Raw genomic sequence first — 16,064 nt, forward strand, 5'->3', positions numbered from 1 at the left:
GGGGGCGGGGTAACGGGCGCAGGTGAGAGGGCGCGGGTGGGACCGAGGGTGGCGGGTGCGAGTCGCGCCACCCGCAACCCGCAGTCCGCCGCCCCGTGTCCGCCGCCCCGCGTCTGCCGGCGCAGCAGCCGCAGATTCCATGCCCGCCTCGGCCCCATACCTGCCTCGGAATCCATGACCGTCTCGGACGGGTGGTCTTTCGGACAGGCCGAACTGTTCGAAGGGCGGGGCGGCCCGCCCCCGGCGACGATCGACTCTGGAGAACGTAACTCTGGAGAGCGTGGGAGAACGTACGAGATCGCCAGGGACTCCAGAGAACACCAGCAGGACCAGCCCCCGCCTGGTTCGACGGAGCAGTGAGAGGCAGACACCGGCATGGAAGCCATCGTTTTCGAGGAGTTCGGCGGACCCGAGGTACTGCGCTTCAAGGACGACGTCGCGGAGCCGCACGCGGGTCCCGGCCAGGTCCGGGTGAAGGTCGCGGCCGTCGGGGTCAACCCCATCGAGTACAAGATCAGGAACGGTTGGATGGAGCAGGTCTTCCCGACCGTCCTGCCTGCCGTACCCGGCAACGAGTTCGCCGGGACCATCGACGAGGTCGGCGAGGGCGTCACCGGCCTCGCCGTCGGCGACGAAGTCCTCGGCTGGACCGAGACCGGCGCCTACGCGGCCTATGCCCTGGCCCAGGCCTCCGCCGTCGCCCCACGGCCCACCGGACTCGAACCCGCCGAGGCGGCGACCCTCCCCATCGCAGGCGAGACGGCCCAGCGCGTACTCGACCTGCTCGGCGTACGCAGCGGCGAGACGCTGCTGATCCACGGCGCCGCGGGCGCGGTCGGCTCCATGGGCGTACAGCTGGCCGTGGCGCTCGGCGCGACGGTGATCGGCACGGCCTCCCCCGCCAACCACGAGTACCTGCGCTCCATCGGCGCCATCCCCGTCACGTATGGGGACGGGCTCGTGGAACGGGTGCGCGCGGTGGCCCCGCAGGGGGTGGACGCGGTGTTCGACGCGGCGGGCAAGGGCGCGCTGGCGGACTCGGTCGAACTGCGCGGCGGCACGCCGGACCGGGTCGTCACCATCGCCGACCCCGACGCGGCCAAATACAACGTGGCCTTCGCGTCCGGCGGCAGCGACCGCGCCAAGGCCCGCGAGGGCCTCACCCACCAGGCCGCACTCGCCGCGAACGGCAAGCTCCACATCTCGATCGCCGACACGTACCCCCTCCGCGACGCGGCCAAGGCGCAGACGCTGAGCGAGTCGGGCCACGTGCGGGGCAAGCTGGTGCTTCTGGTGGGGTGACGCGACTGGTGATCCCGGTGGTCCAAGTAGTCCTGGTGGGCCTGGTCGTCCTGGCGGTCCCGGTCGTCCTGGTGGGCCAAGTGCTCCCAATGGTCCCGGTGGGCCAAGTGGTCCCGGTGGCCCCCATGACCCTGATGGCCCTGGTGGCACTGATGGCCCTGGGGGGTGTGGCCTCCCTGCTGCCCCGGGATAGGCCGGCGCACCCGCCCCAGCCGCCCACGGGGACCCGCCTCCGCCAACCGGGACGCCACCCGCCCCTGCGGATGCCGACTCCGCCGGACGCTGCCACGCTCGGGGGATGAGAGTGGCGCTTGCGCAGACCGACTGTGTGCTCGGCGACGTGGACGCGAATCTGGCCGTCGCCCGGGAGCAGACCGAGCAGGCGGCGGCCCAGGGCGCCGACCTCGTGGTGTTCCCCGAACTGAGCCTGCACGGCTATCACCTCGGCGCCCTGCACCAGGACGCCTCCCTCCCGGTGACGGACCCGCGACTGGCCGCCCTCTCGACGCTCGGCGCGGATGTCGTGATCGGCCTGCACGAACACACCAGCCTGCGCGCCTACAACACCTCCGCCTACTACGCGAATGGCCAACTCCGCCACGCCCACCGCAAGTTGTACCTGCCGAACTACCTGGCCTGGGAGGAACGCAAGCACGTCAGCCCCGGCCAGCATCTGCGCGCGTACGACCTGCCACACGGGCACGGCCGCGCCGCGACCCTCGTCTGCAACGACGCCTGGCAGCCGGTCCTGCCGTGGCTCGCCGTGCAGGACGGCGCTGAGGTCGTCATCGTCCCCGCGAACAGCGCGGCGACGCTCGACCCTGAGGCCATGGACACGGGCCTGTACTGGGACACGCTCCTCGCCTACACCGCGAAGATGCTCCAGTGCTGGGTCGTCTTCGTGAACCGCGTCGGTAACGAACATGGTGCCTCCTTCTGGGGTGGCTCCCGCGTGGTCGACCCACGCGGGACGGTCGTGACCCAGGCCCCCAAGTGGGAACCAGCACTGGTGACAATCGACATCGACCTCCACGAGGCCCGCCGGCAGCGCAGAGCCGTCCCTCTGGTCGCAGAGGCCCGCCTCGGCCTGATCGAACGCGAGGTCCGCCGCCTGATCGACGAGGGCGGCGACAGCTGACCCGCACCCAGGCCCGGTCCCCCGCCCAGGCGGGCTCCCGACGCACCCGGCGCTGTCAGTGCCGGGTGTAAGACTCACCGGCATGACCGAGAAGTGGGCCATCGCAGCCACCGAGGACGGCGGATCCCAGCTCGCGCCGCTCGGTGCCGACGGCACACCCGCCGCCCCGGTCCGCCAGGAGCCCAGCCTCGCGGAAGCGGTCCGCTCCCGTCCTGACGTCACACGCTGGATCTGGCGATCTACAGCGGCCGTCTACCCCAGTCTGCTCGCCGCGGGCGTCCGTGTGCCGCGCTGCTACGACATCGAGGACGCCGAGACCCTCCTCCTCGGTCACGCCGGCCGCTTCGGGGAACCCCGCTCCGCGGCCGCCGCCCTGGCCAGAATCCGCGGGACGGCCGTCCCCCTGGACCCCCCGCAACGCGCCGCGACCCCCGGCTCCCAGTCCTCCCTCTTCGAACCACAACCCGTTCATGTCCCCCTCGAAGACCTCATAGAGGTGTACGCCGATCAGCAGCGCCGCCACGACGCCACGGCCCGCCCGGGCCGGATGCGGCTGCTCACCGCCGCCGAGTCCGCCGCCATGCTCGTAGCGGCCGAGATGAACGCGGCGGGCCTCCCCTGGAGCGCCGACGTGCACCGCTCCGTACTGCACGAACTGCTCGGCGAGCGCTACGCGGGCGGTGGCGAACCTCGCCGCCTCGCGGAACTGGCCGACGAGGTGTCCGAGGCCTTCGGCCGGCGCGTACGCCCCGATCTGCCCGCCGACGTGGTGAAGGCGTTCGCCCAGGCCGGCGTGAAGATCACGTCCACGCGCCGCTGGGAGATCGAGTCGATCGACCATCCGGCGGTGCGGCCCCTGATCGAGTACAAGAAGCTGTACCGGATCTACACCGCGCACGGCTGGTCCTGGCTCCAGGACTGGGTCCGCGACGGCCGTTTCCGGCCCGAGTACCTGCCCGGCGGTACCGTCACGGGACGCTGGGTCACCAATGGCGGCGGCGCACTCCAGATCCCCAAGGTCATCCGGCGTGCCGTCGTCGCCGACCCGGGCTGGCGGCTCGTCGTCGCCGACGCGGACCAGATGGAACCCCGCGTCCTCGCCGCCATCTCCCGCGACCCCGGCCTGATGGAAGTCGCCGGGCGGGAGACCGACCTCTACCAGTCCGTCTCCGACCGGGCCTTCTCCGGTGACCGCGCCAAGGCAAAGCTGGCGGTGCTCGGCGCGGTGTACGGCCAGACGTCAGGTGACGGCCTCAAGAACCTCGCCGCCCTCCGCCGCCGCTTCCCGCAAGCTGTCGCCTACGTCGATGACGCTGCCCGCGCGGGCGAGGAGGGCCGCCTCGTGCGGACCTGGCTCGGCCGCACCTGCCCACCGGTCGCCGGCGCCGGCGACCAGGAGGAAGCAGGCATCCCCCAGGACGACCCGATGCCCGAACAGACCTCGGGAGACACCGAGTTCACCCCCGGCTACGCCTCCTCGAACTCCCGCGCCCGCGGCCGCTTCGCCCGCAACTTCGTCGTCCAGGGCAGCGCCGCCGACTGGGCCGACCTGATGCTCGCCGCCCTGCGCCAGTCCTGCACCGGGATGGCGGCGGAACTGGTCTTCTTCCAGCACGACGAGGTGATCGTGCACTGCCCGGAAGAGGAAGCGGAAGCAGTGACCGCGGCGATCCGCGAGGCCGCAGAGCTGGCCGGCCACCTCACGTTCGGCGACACCCCGGTCCACTTCCCTTTCACCACCGCAGTGGTGAAGTGCTATGCCGACGCGAAGTGACGTCCGTCGGTAGAGCCACTCACAACCCACCTGAACCCACAGCCGACGACCGCTGATCGCTGATCGCCGGGCACCAATCCCTGGTCAGCACATACTGCTCACCGGTCGCCGGGCACCAGCCCCGAGCCCAAGAGTGTCCCCCGGCGCCCTACCCCCGCCACTTCCCACTCGTGGCTATCGCCTTGAGTTGTGTCATGGTCAGCGCGGGTGTGGTCCTTGTGGCCGCGGTGTTCTGCGCGCCTGAGTTGAACGCCGATATCACCACGCGGAACCCGTCCTTGCGGATCGTGTCCACGGTCCACATCACCACGCCCTGACCCCCCTTCTCGCCGGGTCCCTGATGCGTGACGACCTTCGTGCCGTCAGGCAGGGTCTGCGCGCCGGAGCCGAAGAGCTCACCCTCCACATCCGACATGTTCGGCTGCACATTGATCTGGACGAGGCTCGCTCCCTTGCCGTCGTTCACCACGACGTACGCGAATCCGTCATCGCCCTGGCGGGTCGTCACCTTGGCACTCTTCGGCAGCAGCGAGGTGAGGTTCTTGAGGATGGTGTCGTCGCTCGCAGCCTGCGGGACCGGCTGCTGCACGGGCTCGTCCTGCGGCTTCGGCAGCGCCCGCAGTATCGGACGCCACTCCTTGGAGGTCACCAGGGCCTTCAACTGCGCGGTACTGAGGGGCGGTTCGTCCCGGGAGACGGGCTCGCCCTTCTCCGCCGGTGCGTTCCATTCGCTGGCGTCGACGGTGTAGCCCTCCGGCGTCACCACGTACGCGTGCCACCACTTGGTGTCCGCGCGCTTGTCCGGGTACTCGTAGCCCTGCAGGAGCAGCAGCCGGGAGCCGTCGGCCAGCGTCTTGCTCGAGCAGGAGTCGTACGGCGTGTAGACCTTCTCGGGACAGGCGAGCTGCTCCGCGACCCTCGTGCTCTCAGGGTCGACCCGGCCCAGACTCAGGCCGATCGCCGCCTTGCCCCTGCCGTCGTCGAAGACGACCGAGGCGAGCGGCCCGAGCCTGTCCTCCGTACCGCGGCCCGACTCGCTGCTGAACTTGCCGTCGGGCAGCAGCCCTTCGAGGGTCTTGATCAGATGGCTGGCGGAGAACTGCGGCCCCTCGCCCGGCACGCTCGTCTTCCCCTGCGTCGTGCTGCCCGGCTCGGGCTGCGCGGCCACCGGGCTGCCGTGCCCGGTCTCGGCCCCAAAAGCCCCGGCTGCGTATGACGCGCCGAATCCGACCGCGGCGAGCGCGGCGAAGCTCCCGGTGACCGTCGCGGCCCGCCGGCGCCGCAGCCTGCGTCGGCCGCGCGCCATGCCGCCGTCGACCAGCGGCCCACCCGTGGCGTTGAACGTCTCACCGGTTATCCGCAGGGCCTCCCCGAGGCCCCCCACGAAGGCTTCCTGGTCACGGTCTTCGTCCGTTCCTGACATACCGAACCACCACTCCTCACACCGAATCGGGTCAAACTCATTACGCGGCGAACTCGGCCACGCTGCCGCCCAGTTGTTCCCTCAGCCGGGCGAGCGCCCGCGTGCTCCGCGTACGCACCGCCGCCGAGCTGACGTTCAGAATCTCCGCGGTCTCCATCACGGATCGGTCCTCCCAGTACCGCAGCACGATCACCGCCCGGTCCTTCGGTGGCAGCTGCCGCAGCGCGTCGAGAAGAGTGATCCGCAGCGAGGCGTCGCCCGGCGCAATGTCCGAGGTCTCCGGAAGCTCGTCGCTGGGCCGCTCCTGCGCGGAACGCCGCCGCTGGTGCGCGAGAAAGGCACGTATGAGAACGGTCTGGGCGTACGCCGCCGGGTTCCCGACCCGTGACGACCGCCCCCACACCACGTACATCCGCCCCAGCGTCTCCTGCACCAGATCCTCGGCGAAGTGCGTGTCGCCACTGGTCAACAGGCATGCCGAACGGAACAGGTGTCCTGTCCGGGCCTCCGCGAACTCCCGGAACCCGCTCTCCTTGGACCGCCTCATCAGACGCCCTCCCCCTCATCGCCCCACACCTTTTAGATGCGGTGAGGCGGACGGGATGTTTCAGCGACGCCGCGATCCCCCGAGAGCCTGCGGCGCGCACTCTACGATCGCCGCAAGATACGACGCGGCCCGGTCCGCCCACCCACCTCAAGCCGAGGCGAGCGGGCCGGGCCGGGCCGTGCAATGGAGTCAGAACTCGCGTACCGAACCCTGAACACACGTACCTGAACTCACGTACCTGAACTCACGTAGCTGAACACACGTACCTGAACTCATCTAACAGAGCCAGGAATCACGTAATGACGAAGCGCGCCAAGGCGGAACGCGGCAGCCCGCTCTACCAACTCGCGCCCGCCGGCTGCCGCGTGGTCACGTTGAACCGGTTGAAGAGATTGGTGACGCCGATCATGAGCGTCAGCGCCGCGAGCCCGCGCTCGTCGTAGTGACGGGCAGCCTCGTCCCAGACCGCGTCCGGCACCGGGTCCGGAGAGTCGGCGAGCCGGGTCGCCGACTCGGCAAGGGCCAGCGCGGCCCGCTCGGCGTCGGTGAAGTACGGCGCCTCACGCCACGCGGCGATGGCGAACAGCCGGTCGTCGCTCTCCCCGCCCTTACGCGCACTGCGCACACCGGCGTCGACGCAGTAACTGCACCCGTTGATCTGACTGGCCCGCAGGTGCACCAGTTCGAGCGTGCTCTCCGGCACACCGCCCTCACGGGTGGCCTTGAGAAGCGCCAGCACGGGCTGCGTAACCCCGGGAATCAGCTGGGCCGGGTTCTGTATGCGCGCCTGGATAGTCATGCCTTGCCCTCCGTCAGCTCTGTCTCTCTGCCTTCGATGAACTGACGGATCCCGAGACAGGAGTGTGACGACCTGAACGAAGAATCCTCCTTCGGCCGGCTGCGGCCAGGCCACCACACGCAACCGGTCCCCGCTCCGCCCTGCGGCGAGGCACTGGGCGATGCCATGCAGAAGGCCCTCCGCGATCTTCATCCCGCGGAGGGCCACCACACCAGAACAAGCAAAAGCCCCAGATCACGGCGAGTGAGTTCTGGGGCTTCCACAGAGCCGCCTTCGGGATTCGAACCCGAGACCTACGCATTACGAGTTGTCGGATCTCGTTCCGCAGGCGTCCAGGGCAGTCCGCTCGGTGGCTTTCATCGCAGCTCAGAGGCGTTATCGCACCGCAGCGGAGGAGTGCGGACAGTCCTGGACCGAAGTGCTGGTGAGACCGCAACTGAGACCGCCAGCGCTCCTGTGACGTTTCGATTCGACACCAGTTGGATGAGCTGTCGCCGGTGGTCCCTGTCGAGACCGACGCACGCCCAAGCCTTGATCTCTTGCGGGGGCAAGCCCGAGCGGAGTGACCTCACGCGGAGCTCCTTGCTCTTGGGCTCGACGATTGCGGGGCTACTCGCCCGAGAAACCTCCCTCCGAACCAAACCCCTGGTCCTCAAACGTGGTGTCGTACTGCGCACCGGTGTCCTGACCCTGAGGAACCGTCTCCTGCACAATCTCGTGGGTGGGAGTCACGGACTCCGTGGGGCCCTGCAAACCGGTGTCCTGACCCTGAGGAGCCGTCACCTGCCCAGTCTCGTGGGTGGGAGTCACGGACTCCGTGGGGCCCTGCAAACCGGTGCCCGAGCCCTGTCCAGTCTCGGTGGGTGTCGTGGGCTCCGTGGTGCCCTGCGAGCTGGTGTCCGGGCTCTGCCCGGTCTGGGTGGGAGTCGTGGACACGGTGGTGCCCTGCGAACCGGTGTCGTGGCTCTGCCCGGTCTGGGTGGGAGTCGTGGACACCGTGCTGCCCTGCGAGCTGGTGTTCGGAACCTGAGGAGCCGTCCCCTGCCCGGTCTGAGTGGGAGTCGTCAAGGCTGGCAGCACGGGCTGATCCTTAGGCAGTGGCTCGATCCTTACATCGGCGTCTATTGCGGCCTGTCTTGCCTCCATGTACTGCAGCGCCGCAGCATTTATTGACTGGCGTACCCCATATGTCCCAGGGGATTCACCCAGTGCGTACCCGTCAACGAAGCCCGCGTAGTAATTCCCCTGACCGACAGTGTGGCCTGTGGCAGGGGGGAGCGGAATGGCGCTGCGGGGCTTGCCAGCTTCAGCTGCCGCTATGCCAGCATGGAGGCCGTTGCTGTAGCCGGAAGGGTAAGGGGCGGGAGGGGCCGCTTGCCCGACGGGGCCGGAGATACTCGGGGCTGCCACTGCTACCCGCGCCGGAGCCGGGGCGGCCGATGCCGCTGCGGCGATGCCCGGCGAGAGCACCAGGGAGGCCACGAGTCCCGGACCGAGCACGATGAACACTCGCTTGGCACGCATGGCGGTCTCCTTCCAGGACATGCGTCCATCGAAGGCGGTGCGTCCAACCAAGCCGTGTCGCTGAATGATTCCTCTGTGACCTACATGATCAATTGAGGGCGGCACACGTATTTGTCACTGCAAGACCGGCAACGCACTGCCGAGCCGCTGCTCAATCCACCAGTCGCCCGGTTTAACCACCAAAAAGGTGTCCGGTTCAACTAGCCATAGAATTCCATGCTCTACTGCTCAACCCTACGCACGACCGTGCGCAAAGCAAGGCCCGGAGCAGTCCAACGCGGCGCAGTCCACTACGGCGCGAACCGCCACGCTTTCCATGTCGAGACGGGAGGGCTGACAGTCGGGCTACCGCTTTCCTGTCTGCCGTGCGTGGTGCACGGCAGATCCTCGGAGTACGGCAACGTGCACCGGCGTTGCCGTCAAAGAGTGCCGTCTGCCCAAGGGGTCGGATCTGCGCCTTCTCCGCCTATCGGTGTTGAGCCGACTGCTCGCCCCGCGCACGTTGCCGTCGTCGCGTTCGGTCTTCGAAATTCCAGCCTGAGACCTAACGCATTACGAGTTATCGGATCTTGGTCCGGGGGCATCCACTGGCATCTGCCGGGTGACTCGCAGGACTGGTCAGGAGGCCTGCATGACTCCGATGGATGTCAGTGGACCGCCTCGGATTGAGCGGCGATTGAGACCACCACTGAGACCGCAAGTCCTTGGTCCTGGCGCAACTCGGGTGGGGCTGTTCCTTGGAGTGGAAGTCGATCGCGTGCACGCTTTCCAAGTCTCCTCGCCGTGATCAGCGCCCCCGGCAGGATTCGAACCTGCGACACCCGCTTTAGGAGTTCGATTCATGGGCCGTGCGGGCTGCTTGGGCCCTGCTTGCCGGGCGAATCGGAATCCACCTTTGGACGTTGGGATCCGTCGTCGTCTGGCGACGTTGATGTCCGCTGGTGATGTCAGACCGTTGGGTGCTCGTCGGGCGGGGGGCACCGACGACCTCGTCCCCGCCATTCCCCGTGGTTCCCCGCACGACCTGGCACGGTTCTGGCACAGCCTTTTCGTCCCGAATTACTGGCCGGGACGTCATTGAGGTCTGGTGTGCTGTGGTCGCTCGGCCATCGAGGGCCGGAGTCAGTTGTCTGCGGTCACGGCGGTTGTTGCACTCCGCTCCTGCAAGCCTCTTGCGCGTCGCGGACCGCTAGGGGTCTGGGCGAGCATCATTGAGCGCTGTGGGCGATACACACGGCAATGTTCTCGAAGTGTGCTGCGTCGGTCCGTACCGACGAACCAGGGGCTATGCACTGCCAGCGTTCCAGCAGTCGCAACTGTAGTGACTTGGCTAAACGTGCTGGTACGTCGGGACCCGCACCATCTAACATTCGCAGTCGGTGGTCGTGCCGCTGTCAGTCATCACGCCGCTGTCAGTCATCACGCCGCTGTCAGTCATCACGCCGTTGTCAGTCGGCACGCCGCTGTCAGTCGGCACGCCGCTGTCAGTCGTCACGCCGCTGTCAGTCGTCACGCCGCTGTCAGTCGTGACGCCGCTGTCAGTCGGCACGCCGCTGTCAGTCGGCACGCCGTTGTCAGTCGGCACGCCGCTGTCAGTCGTGACGCCGCTGTCAGTCGGCACGCCGCTGTCAGTCGGCACGCCGTTGTCAGTCGTGACGCCGCTGTCAGTCGGCACGCCGCTGTCAGTCGGCACGCCGCTGTCAGTGGGTGGACACATGTCGGACGGCGCCATTTGGGGCGCGGACTTGCCGCCGCCGCCAGTGTTCATGTTGCCGCAGTTGTTGGTCGGCGAGTTACTGTTGCTTTGATTGCTGTTGCTCTGCGTGTTGCTGTTGCTCTGGTTGCTGTTGCTCTGGTTGCTGTTGCTATTGCCATTTCCCGGTACAGCAGGTACTTGGGACGGCAGTGTTTGCTCCTGCAGTGGGATGGGGTTCGACCCGTGACGCAACCAGGAGAGGAACCCGTAGCTCTCGCAGTTCTTTTTCCAACCGGCCGAGTATCCCGCGCTGTAGTGGCTCATGTAAGCGTCGCCGCTGATACCATTCGTGTCTGCGGTGTCTAGCCCCCGTGATGGCTTGGTCTTTGAAGTGTCACATGTGAGGCCAGCTTGGTAACCGGCCGCATAAGCCGGGTCATCACCCTGTGATGGGACTATCGTTGTTGAACTTGTTAGGGCCGGGGTGGTCTGCGCCAGGGCTGTGCCGGCACAGCCGAAAAGCGCGCCAGTGGCAATCACGGCAGCCGCGGCTCGCTTGATTCCCTGGCGCTTAGCGCCTTTGCTGGACATTTCAACATCCTTGTTGGCAACCCGAGATGTCTGTGATCTGTGGCTCGCAGTGCTGCGAACTATCTCAACGTTACTCGGCCCGCGGGTCGGGGATTTGGGTCAAATGGCCTAATCCGATTGAATCGACAACATCGCGCGTGATCAAGGACGTTAGTTAAGCAGACTTGAACTGGACTCGATTGAACAAGTCAGGAGCCCGGCCGCAGGTCCCATCAGAGTCTTGTCCTGGTGTCCGGCCGGCCGCGTGCGATCCCTGGTGCCACACCGGGCGCGCGTCAGCGCAGCGCGGGCGGAGCGGGCCGAAGGCAGGAGCGGCGCCCGCAGCAGAGCCGGGAAGCGCGCCCGGCGGAGCGGAGCGCAGCCGGGGCTTGATGACGTAGGGAAAGTTGTACCGCGCCCGCGCCACCGACCAGGCCTCAAGAGCGTTGCGCCGACGCGCTCCTGCGTCAGGCGCCCCTGACCCTCAGATGGCTTATGAGGTCGTGGAAGAGCAGCCTCATGCGACGCGGCCTGGGATCAGTCGGCTCGTGAATCCTTCAGCCCTGAGGCGTTCGAACGCCTCCATAACGGTATGTGGGATCTCTTGGCAGATCATGAACCCTTGCTCGGGATAGACCACGAGTCGCTGTTGCGCCCCGACGAGCATGTCGATGACGAGCCGCGCGTCTTGGATCGAGTCGACGTACTCCGCGAACGTCATGCGCGCAGAGGCGCTCACCCACGTCACGTCCGGCCAGATCTTGCACGCGGTGGCGTAGGCCCGCCGCTCCTCGTAGGGCTTGCTGACGAGGAGCGCCGATTCGACGGACACCCCTCGCTCCTCGAGCAACGCCCGGGACAGCGCGATGTTCTCGCCCGTGTTGCGAGCCTGCGGCTCAACGAGAATCGCGTCGGCCGGCACTCCGAGTTCCAACGCCCGCTCGCGGTAGTGCTGGGCCTCACCCTTCGGCATCGCCTCACGCGTCGTCCGGCTGGTCGCCCCGGTGAACACAATCAGAGGCGTCAGGCCGCGGTGATACAGGTCCACCGTGACGTCAGCTACGCCGAGATCATGACTGCCGAGCCCGATGGCTACCGAGCACGGCTGGAGTTCGTGGCCCATCTGCTGGAAGGCCCACAGTTCCTGGGCGTCGGCCCATGCCTGGGTAGAGATCACGCCTTGTCGCCTTCCTCCTGCGCCGAGTCGGGCACCTTGAAGTCGTAGGACCATGCGAAGCGCGTAGCCGCATGGACGCCGATTGCGAACTCCACCACCGTGTTGTCCTCTGTGTAGGTCGTGCGATGCAGCTCGACTACCCACTCTCCTGGCGGGAGTTGTAGGAGCTTGGCCTCGTCCGCGCTCGGGGTCCGGGCGAAGATCTCCTCTCGCATGTGGTCGATCTCGTAGCCCGCGTCATAGAGCACCCGGTACCCGCCACCGCGGCCAGCGGGACCCGGCGTCGGGTCGACGATGCGAGTGCCCTCGACATGTTCAGGGCGGTAATAGCTGGTGAGGGTGTGCGTGGGGCGCTCCCCCTCCTTCACCAGTCGGGCGCGCGCATAGACGTCCGCACCCTCGGGCAACCCGAGGGCCGTAGCAACGATCCGCGGTGCCTCCAGACGACTGACCGTCTGCGTCTGCTCGTTCCTCTGGTACGCGCGACCGGAAGCGACTCGGTCCGCGATGAACGCGACCTCATCGCCGTCACGCCACTTCGCCTTGTCGTAGCGCGCGATGCCGAGACGCCTCAAGGGGATCTGCTCACGGACAACCGTGCCGTGCCCTCGCGATGAGGTGACCAGCCCTTCGGCTTCGAGCGCCTTGTAGGCCGCATGGACTGTGGACTTAGAGCCCTCGCCCGCGTCCACCAGGTCACGGATGTGCGGCAAGCGCGCGCCCGGTTCGAGTTCGCCGTTCCTGATCCGCTCGGCCAGTCGATCTGCCAGTTCTCGCCACTTCGGCGCCATTCCGAGCCCCTTTCGACGTGGTCCCAGTGAAACACAGTCCCAGGACTGTTGACAGTCCTGGGACTGTGAGCCATGGTCTAACTCAAGCGCTTCGCAGTCCTAGGACAGCGAGTGGAGGGGTCTTCTTTGGGCTGCTTCTGGTGCGCCGAGGTTCGGGATAGCTCGTGATCGTTGCGGGCCCCCTGCCGGTCGTCCCTTGAGAACTGAACAGGGTTACGAGGTTGTCGCCTCCTACGTAAAGGCGGCCAGCGCGGCTCAGGTCCGCGCGTTTCTCAACATCGCCGCCGCGCACGTGTGGCGGCCGGTTGCCTCCGCTGCTCGTCTCCTACGAGCGGCGCTGAGGGGAGCCGGGATCGTCCCGAATCTCCATTCCCGAGGGGAAGGTCATGCCTGTCCAGGACATTCACTTCCACTGCCCGACGTGCCACCCACAGCTTGTCGTCGGCTCCACTCAGGCCATCTGCGGGCGCACCATCCAGTACCTCGTCAAGGGCGAGGGCAGGGAACGCAAGTGCCCCGACTGCAGGCGCTCACGGAGTGGACACGAGCGCGGCCACCGCTGACGGCCCAAGTTCTGCGCTTCCCCATCAATGACGTGCGGCCCCGGTGCTCGAACACCGGGGCCGCTTTCGAGCCGCATACCTACTAGGGAGAACACGACTCATGAGCAACATCGCTGCACTTCAGGCGCCCGTTACGGCCGACGAGTTCGACCGCGAGCCGACGGCTGCGGAGCTGGACGCCATCGAGACCGAGATGCCCGTCATCCTGGCCCGCGTCGAGCTGCTGGACGCGCAGATCGTCACCCTGGACCGCACCCCGACCGAGCTGGACGAGCGCCGTATCCGCCGGGCCCGCCGCCGGGTCCTGGCCGCGCGCCGCGAGCTCGCCAATCAGGCCGCCGCCGCGGTGACGGGTGGTGCCGCATGAGCACGAACCCCACGCCCAGCACGCTTGCTGTCGCCGTGATCTGCGCCGGTTCGCTCCTCATGATGGGCGCGACCGCTTGCCTGCTCGCGCTGCACGAACCGGCCTGGCGCGGCGTCGTGCTCGCCGGAGCCGTCATTCACACGGCCGGCTTGCTGCTCCACCGCCGCAACCGGCCGGCTACCACTCCGGCTGTCAGCGATGAGGACGCGGACGACGAGTGCGAGTCCTTCGCGTGGGAGCACGGTGACCTGCGCGATGGCGGGGAGGCGAACCGATGAACCTCCACCGCAAGGGACGCACCGCCCTCGTGCTCGCCCTGGTTGTCGTCGTCGCAATGGCGTTCCGGGTGTCCTGGAACGCGCTGCGCGACATCGCGGGCGCGGTCGGCGCCGATCACACGGCGGCGACGCTGTATCCGTTCGTGGTCGACGGCCTGATGGCCCTGGCCCTGATCGCCACGCTCGTCCTAGCCGGGAAGGATCGGACGTTCGCGCTGCGGGTGCTGGGCACCTACACGATCGCCTCGCTGGTCCTGAACTACGTGCACGGCCTCGTCCCGGAGCTGCACGGCCGATCGGTCGACTGGGGTCGACTCGCCGATTGGGACCCCGCCAACTGGGCGCTGGTGCTGCTCGCCACGTCGCTTCCGGTCGGGTCGATCTACTTCGGATCCGATCTGGTCGCGAAGGTGCTGCATCACCGGCCCCTCCTGATTCCCGCCGCAGACGCGAATGCGGTGGAATCTATCGAGACCATGAGGAATCGGTCTACGCCTGACCTCGTGGAATCGACCCCGGAGCCAGTGCCCGCGAACCCGGTAGCGCTGCCCCGGGCGGTCGAGGTCGGGTTCCTGAAGTCGACCGTTCCCCTTAAGCCCGTCCCCGCAGTCGAGCCGATCCCGGTACCGGTTGCGATCGGGCGCACGGTGCCTGCCGAGTCGACCCGCCCGCGTCGGGCGACGGGCCGGGTGCCGGAGGTTGCTCGATCGCCACGGCCCAAGCGGACTGCCGCCGAACTGCTCGTTGAGGCCCGCACCGTCACGGCAGATTGGCCGGATGGGCGGCTGACGGCCGAGGGCATTCGGCGTGAGGTCCGCACGTCCCCGGCGAGGGCCCGCACGCTGCGGGACACCCTGCGCTCCGAGCGCGGACTCCAGGTCGCCTGATGGCCACGCTGCCCGTGTTCCGGTGGTGGCTCGCCCCGGACGGCTACGCCACCTACCGCCAACTCCGCGCCCTGGGGCTCCGCCCCGGCGGCCAGGGCGTAGCGGCGCAGTTGGAGCGGCCTCGCCGACGGCGCGGCCCGCTGATCGCCTACCTGTACCGCATCGACCGCGCCATGCCGGTGCGGCCGATGACCCCGGCCCGGTGGGCGGCTCTCACCAAGGCCAACGCCGCCCGCCGACTGTGCCCCGAGTGCCGGCGCGACGCCGGATACGTCATTCCGACCTCGCTCGGCATGTGCGTGACCTGCGCCTACCCCAATCCTTCCGACTCCTTGAGGAGTGCCTGACATGGGTAAGCCCGATACCCGCCGCATGGACCGCGCCATCCAGCAGGCGAACCAGAAGCTCCAAGCCGTGCAGAACCGCGAGATGTGGCCGCTGGACGGCCGCGAGCGCCGCGCGGTCGCCGCCGGTATCGCCGGCGGCTCTTACCGGGTCGTGCGGCACAAGAGCACCGACCGCGCGGAACGGAAGGTGGAGACCGCGTGGAGCGCGGCCGAGACCCGGCTCATCGCGGAGATCGCCGCGCTCACGACCGAGCGTCAGCGGATCGTGAACGAGTCCGCCAAGGCCAAGGCCGCCAAGAAGTCGTCGGGCTGGTGGTGACCATGCCCGGCAAGGACACGTCTCCCGGCCAGTGCCCGCAGTGCTGGCAGCACGCCCACGACCGGCGGGCACACCGCCACCTCAGGCCCCGACAGGACTGCCCGCAGTGCGTTGACCACATGGTCAACGGCTGCCCGTCCCTCGCATCGAAGAAGAAGTCGAGCTGGTGGTGAGCATGGACCACCACCGTTGCCCCGCCGCGCATCCGCAAGACCCCACGTCCTGTGTCGGTCCTGTCGTCGTGACCGTGCTGGACGCGGTCAACGCGGGGGCGAACGGGTGCGAACACCACGGCGCCCGACTGTTGGCCTCCCTCGACCGCGGACGCGTCTACGCCCTTCCCGACGCCCCATCCGGCGCCGCCATCCGCACCTTCAAGGCTGCCGCCGGTCTCCGCCCGTTCTGCTGGGTTGACGGCCCACGCATCGAGCCGTCGTAGCTCAACCACATCGAGAACCGCGCCCATCAGAGGCGCTGAATCTCGCCGCTGGGGTGGCCGCTTATCCCACATGCCTGGCCACCCCGGCACCCCTCAACTTCCGCCCCGATCAGGGCAGTCAGG

Annotated in this window: 17 protein-coding genes and 1 tRNA gene; 11 read left to right on the forward strand and 7 right to left on the reverse strand. The window is 68.0% G+C overall.

Going from position 1 to position 16,064, the window contains the following annotated elements; translation table 11 throughout:
- Positions 1-375 precede the first annotated feature (375 nt).
- The 3 genes from OHA58_RS15715 (at position 376) to OHA58_RS15725 (ending at position 4,214) form a co-directional block, all read left to right on the forward strand.
- A complete protein-coding gene (locus OHA58_RS15715) occupies positions 376-1,302 on the forward strand; it encodes an NADP-dependent oxidoreductase (protein ID WP_405479294.1) in 927 nt (308 codons plus the stop codon).
- Positions 1,303-1,600: 298 nt separating this feature from the next.
- On the forward strand, positions 1,601-2,440 hold the full coding sequence (locus tag OHA58_RS15720) for a nitrilase-related carbon-nitrogen hydrolase (RefSeq protein ID WP_405479295.1): 840 nt from the start codon (positions 1,601-1,603) through the stop codon (positions 2,438-2,440).
- A gap of 82 nt (positions 2,441-2,522) precedes the next feature.
- Positions 2,523-4,214 (forward strand): bifunctional 3'-5' exonuclease/DNA polymerase, encoded by a 1,692-nt coding sequence (locus tag OHA58_RS15725; RefSeq protein ID WP_405479296.1) that lies wholly within the window; start codon positions 2,523-2,525, stop codon positions 4,212-4,214.
- Positions 4,215-4,362: 148 nt separating this feature from the next.
- Here OHA58_RS15725 and OHA58_RS15730 read toward each other — a convergent pair whose 3' ends face one another.
- The 4 genes from OHA58_RS15730 to OHA58_RS15745 all read right to left on the reverse strand — a co-directional run bounded on the left by OHA58_RS15730 (position 4,363) and on the right by OHA58_RS15745 (position 7,337).
- On the reverse strand, positions 4,363-5,637 hold the full coding sequence (locus OHA58_RS15730; RefSeq protein WP_405479298.1) for a hypothetical protein: 1,275 nt from the start codon (positions 5,635-5,637) through the stop codon (positions 4,363-4,365).
- A gap of 40 nt (positions 5,638-5,677) precedes the next feature.
- Positions 5,678-6,184 carry a SigE family RNA polymerase sigma factor gene (locus OHA58_RS15735; protein WP_375986117.1) on the reverse strand — a complete coding sequence of 169 codons (507 nt, stop codon included), beginning with the start codon at positions 6,182-6,184 and terminating at the stop codon, positions 5,678-5,680.
- Between the two features lie 337 nt (positions 6,185-6,521).
- Positions 6,522-6,977 (reverse strand): carboxymuconolactone decarboxylase family protein, encoded by a 456-nt coding sequence (locus tag OHA58_RS15740; RefSeq protein WP_405484992.1) that lies wholly within the window; start codon positions 6,975-6,977, stop codon positions 6,522-6,524.
- A 271-nt stretch (positions 6,978-7,248) separates the two neighbouring features.
- Positions 7,249-7,337: transfer RNA gene (locus OHA58_RS15745), tRNA-Thr, on the reverse strand.
- Between the two features lie 514 nt (positions 7,338-7,851).
- On the opposite strand from OHA58_RS15745, the gene OHA58_RS15750 reads away from it, so the two are divergent.
- Positions 7,852-8,013, forward strand: a complete 162-nt coding sequence (locus OHA58_RS15750) for a hypothetical protein (RefSeq protein ID WP_405479299.1) — start codon at positions 7,852-7,854, stop codon at positions 8,011-8,013.
- A gap of 1,857 nt (positions 8,014-9,870) precedes the next feature.
- Here the strand turns inward: OHA58_RS15750 and OHA58_RS15755 are convergent.
- The 3 genes from OHA58_RS15755 to OHA58_RS15765 all read right to left on the reverse strand — a co-directional run bounded on the left by OHA58_RS15755 (position 9,871) and on the right by OHA58_RS15765 (position 12,741).
- On the reverse strand, positions 9,871-10,794 hold the full coding sequence (locus OHA58_RS15755) for a hypothetical protein (RefSeq protein WP_405479300.1): 924 nt from the start codon (positions 10,792-10,794) through the stop codon (positions 9,871-9,873).
- Positions 10,795-11,290: 496 nt separating this feature from the next.
- On the reverse strand, positions 11,291-11,950 hold the full coding sequence (locus tag OHA58_RS15760) for a YdcF family protein (RefSeq protein WP_405479302.1): 660 nt from the start codon (positions 11,948-11,950) through the stop codon (positions 11,291-11,293).
- Positions 11,947-12,741: a GntR family transcriptional regulator gene (locus OHA58_RS15765; RefSeq protein WP_405479304.1), complete on the reverse strand. Its 795-nt coding sequence runs from the start codon at positions 12,739-12,741 to the stop codon at positions 11,947-11,949. The genes OHA58_RS15760 and OHA58_RS15765 overlap by 4 nt, the downstream gene beginning before the upstream one ends.
- A 663-nt stretch (positions 12,742-13,404) precedes the next feature.
- Between OHA58_RS15765 and OHA58_RS15770 the strand changes: the two genes are divergently transcribed.
- The 7 genes from OHA58_RS15770 to OHA58_RS15800 are packed head-to-tail and all read left to right on the forward strand — an operon-like array spanning position 13,405 to position 15,941.
- Entirely contained in the window at positions 13,405-13,671 is a 267-nt protein-coding gene (locus OHA58_RS15770; protein WP_405479305.1) for a DUF6284 family protein, read from the forward strand.
- Positions 13,668-13,949: a hypothetical protein gene (locus OHA58_RS15775; protein WP_405479306.1), complete on the forward strand. Its 282-nt coding sequence runs from the start codon at positions 13,668-13,670 to the stop codon at positions 13,947-13,949. The genes OHA58_RS15770 and OHA58_RS15775 overlap by 4 nt, the downstream gene beginning before the upstream one ends.
- Complete coding sequence (locus OHA58_RS15780; RefSeq protein WP_405479307.1) at positions 13,946-14,836, forward strand: DUF2637 domain-containing protein; 891 nt, start codon at positions 13,946-13,948, stop codon at positions 14,834-14,836. The genes OHA58_RS15775 and OHA58_RS15780 overlap by 4 nt, the downstream gene beginning before the upstream one ends.
- Positions 14,836-15,183: an RRQRL motif-containing zinc-binding protein gene (locus tag OHA58_RS15785; protein ID WP_405479308.1), complete on the forward strand. Its 348-nt coding sequence runs from the start codon at positions 14,836-14,838 to the stop codon at positions 15,181-15,183. Before OHA58_RS15780 ends, OHA58_RS15785 begins: the two co-directional genes overlap by 1 nt.
- 1 nt (position 15,184) lies before the next feature.
- Entirely contained in the window at positions 15,185-15,502 is a 318-nt protein-coding gene (locus OHA58_RS15790) for a hypothetical protein (protein WP_405479309.1), read from the forward strand.
- Positions 15,503-15,504: 2 nt separating this feature from the next.
- On the forward strand, positions 15,505-15,675 hold the full coding sequence (locus tag OHA58_RS15795) for a pRL2-8 (protein ID WP_405484994.1): 171 nt from the start codon (positions 15,505-15,507) through the stop codon (positions 15,673-15,675).
- A gap of 2 nt (positions 15,676-15,677) precedes the next feature.
- Complete coding sequence (locus OHA58_RS15800) at positions 15,678-15,941, forward strand: hypothetical protein (protein WP_405479311.1); 264 nt, start codon at positions 15,678-15,680, stop codon at positions 15,939-15,941.
- Positions 15,942-16,064 lie beyond the last annotated feature (123 nt).

Source organism: Streptomyces sp. NBC_00009 (assembly GCF_045040855.1).
GTDB classification, from domain to species: domain Bacteria; phylum Actinomycetota; class Actinomycetes; order Streptomycetales; family Streptomycetaceae; genus Streptomyces; species Streptomyces aureus.

Coding starts and splice junctions, on each gene's coding strand:
- OHA58_RS15725 (WP_405479296.1), top strand. CDS start 2,523: ATGACCGAGAAGTGGGCCATCGCAGCCACCGAGGACGGCGGATCCCAG.
- OHA58_RS15775 (WP_405479306.1), top strand. CDS start 13,668: ATGAGCACGAACCCCACGCCCAGCACGCTTGCTGTCGCCGTGATCTGC.
- OHA58_RS15795 (WP_405484994.1), top strand. CDS start 15,505: ATGCCCGGCAAGGACACGTCTCCCGGCCAGTGCCCGCAGTGCTGGCAG.
- OHA58_RS15765 (WP_405479304.1), bottom strand. CDS start 12,741: ATGGCGCCGAAGTGGCGAGAACTGGCAGATCGACTGGCCGAGCGGATC.
- OHA58_RS15785 (WP_405479308.1), top strand. CDS start 14,836: ATGGCCACGCTGCCCGTGTTCCGGTGGTGGCTCGCCCCGGACGGCTAC.
- OHA58_RS15730 (WP_405479298.1), bottom strand. CDS start 5,637: ATGTCAGGAACGGACGAAGACCGTGACCAGGAAGCCTTCGTGGGGGGC.
- OHA58_RS15735 (WP_375986117.1), bottom strand. CDS start 6,184: ATGAGGCGGTCCAAGGAGAGCGGGTTCCGGGAGTTCGCGGAGGCCCGG.
- OHA58_RS15780 (WP_405479307.1), top strand. CDS start 13,946: ATGAACCTCCACCGCAAGGGACGCACCGCCCTCGTGCTCGCCCTGGTT.
- OHA58_RS15790 (WP_405479309.1), top strand. CDS start 15,185: ATGGGTAAGCCCGATACCCGCCGCATGGACCGCGCCATCCAGCAGGCG.
- OHA58_RS15770 (WP_405479305.1), top strand. CDS start 13,405: ATGAGCAACATCGCTGCACTTCAGGCGCCCGTTACGGCCGACGAGTTC.
- OHA58_RS15715 (WP_405479294.1), top strand. CDS start 376: ATGGAAGCCATCGTTTTCGAGGAGTTCGGCGGACCCGAGGTACTGCGC.
- OHA58_RS15755 (WP_405479300.1), bottom strand. CDS start 10,794: ATGTCCAGCAAAGGCGCTAAGCGCCAGGGAATCAAGCGAGCCGCGGCT.
- OHA58_RS15800 (WP_405479311.1), top strand. CDS start 15,678: ATGGACCACCACCGTTGCCCCGCCGCGCATCCGCAAGACCCCACGTCC.
- OHA58_RS15720 (WP_405479295.1), top strand. CDS start 1,601: ATGAGAGTGGCGCTTGCGCAGACCGACTGTGTGCTCGGCGACGTGGAC.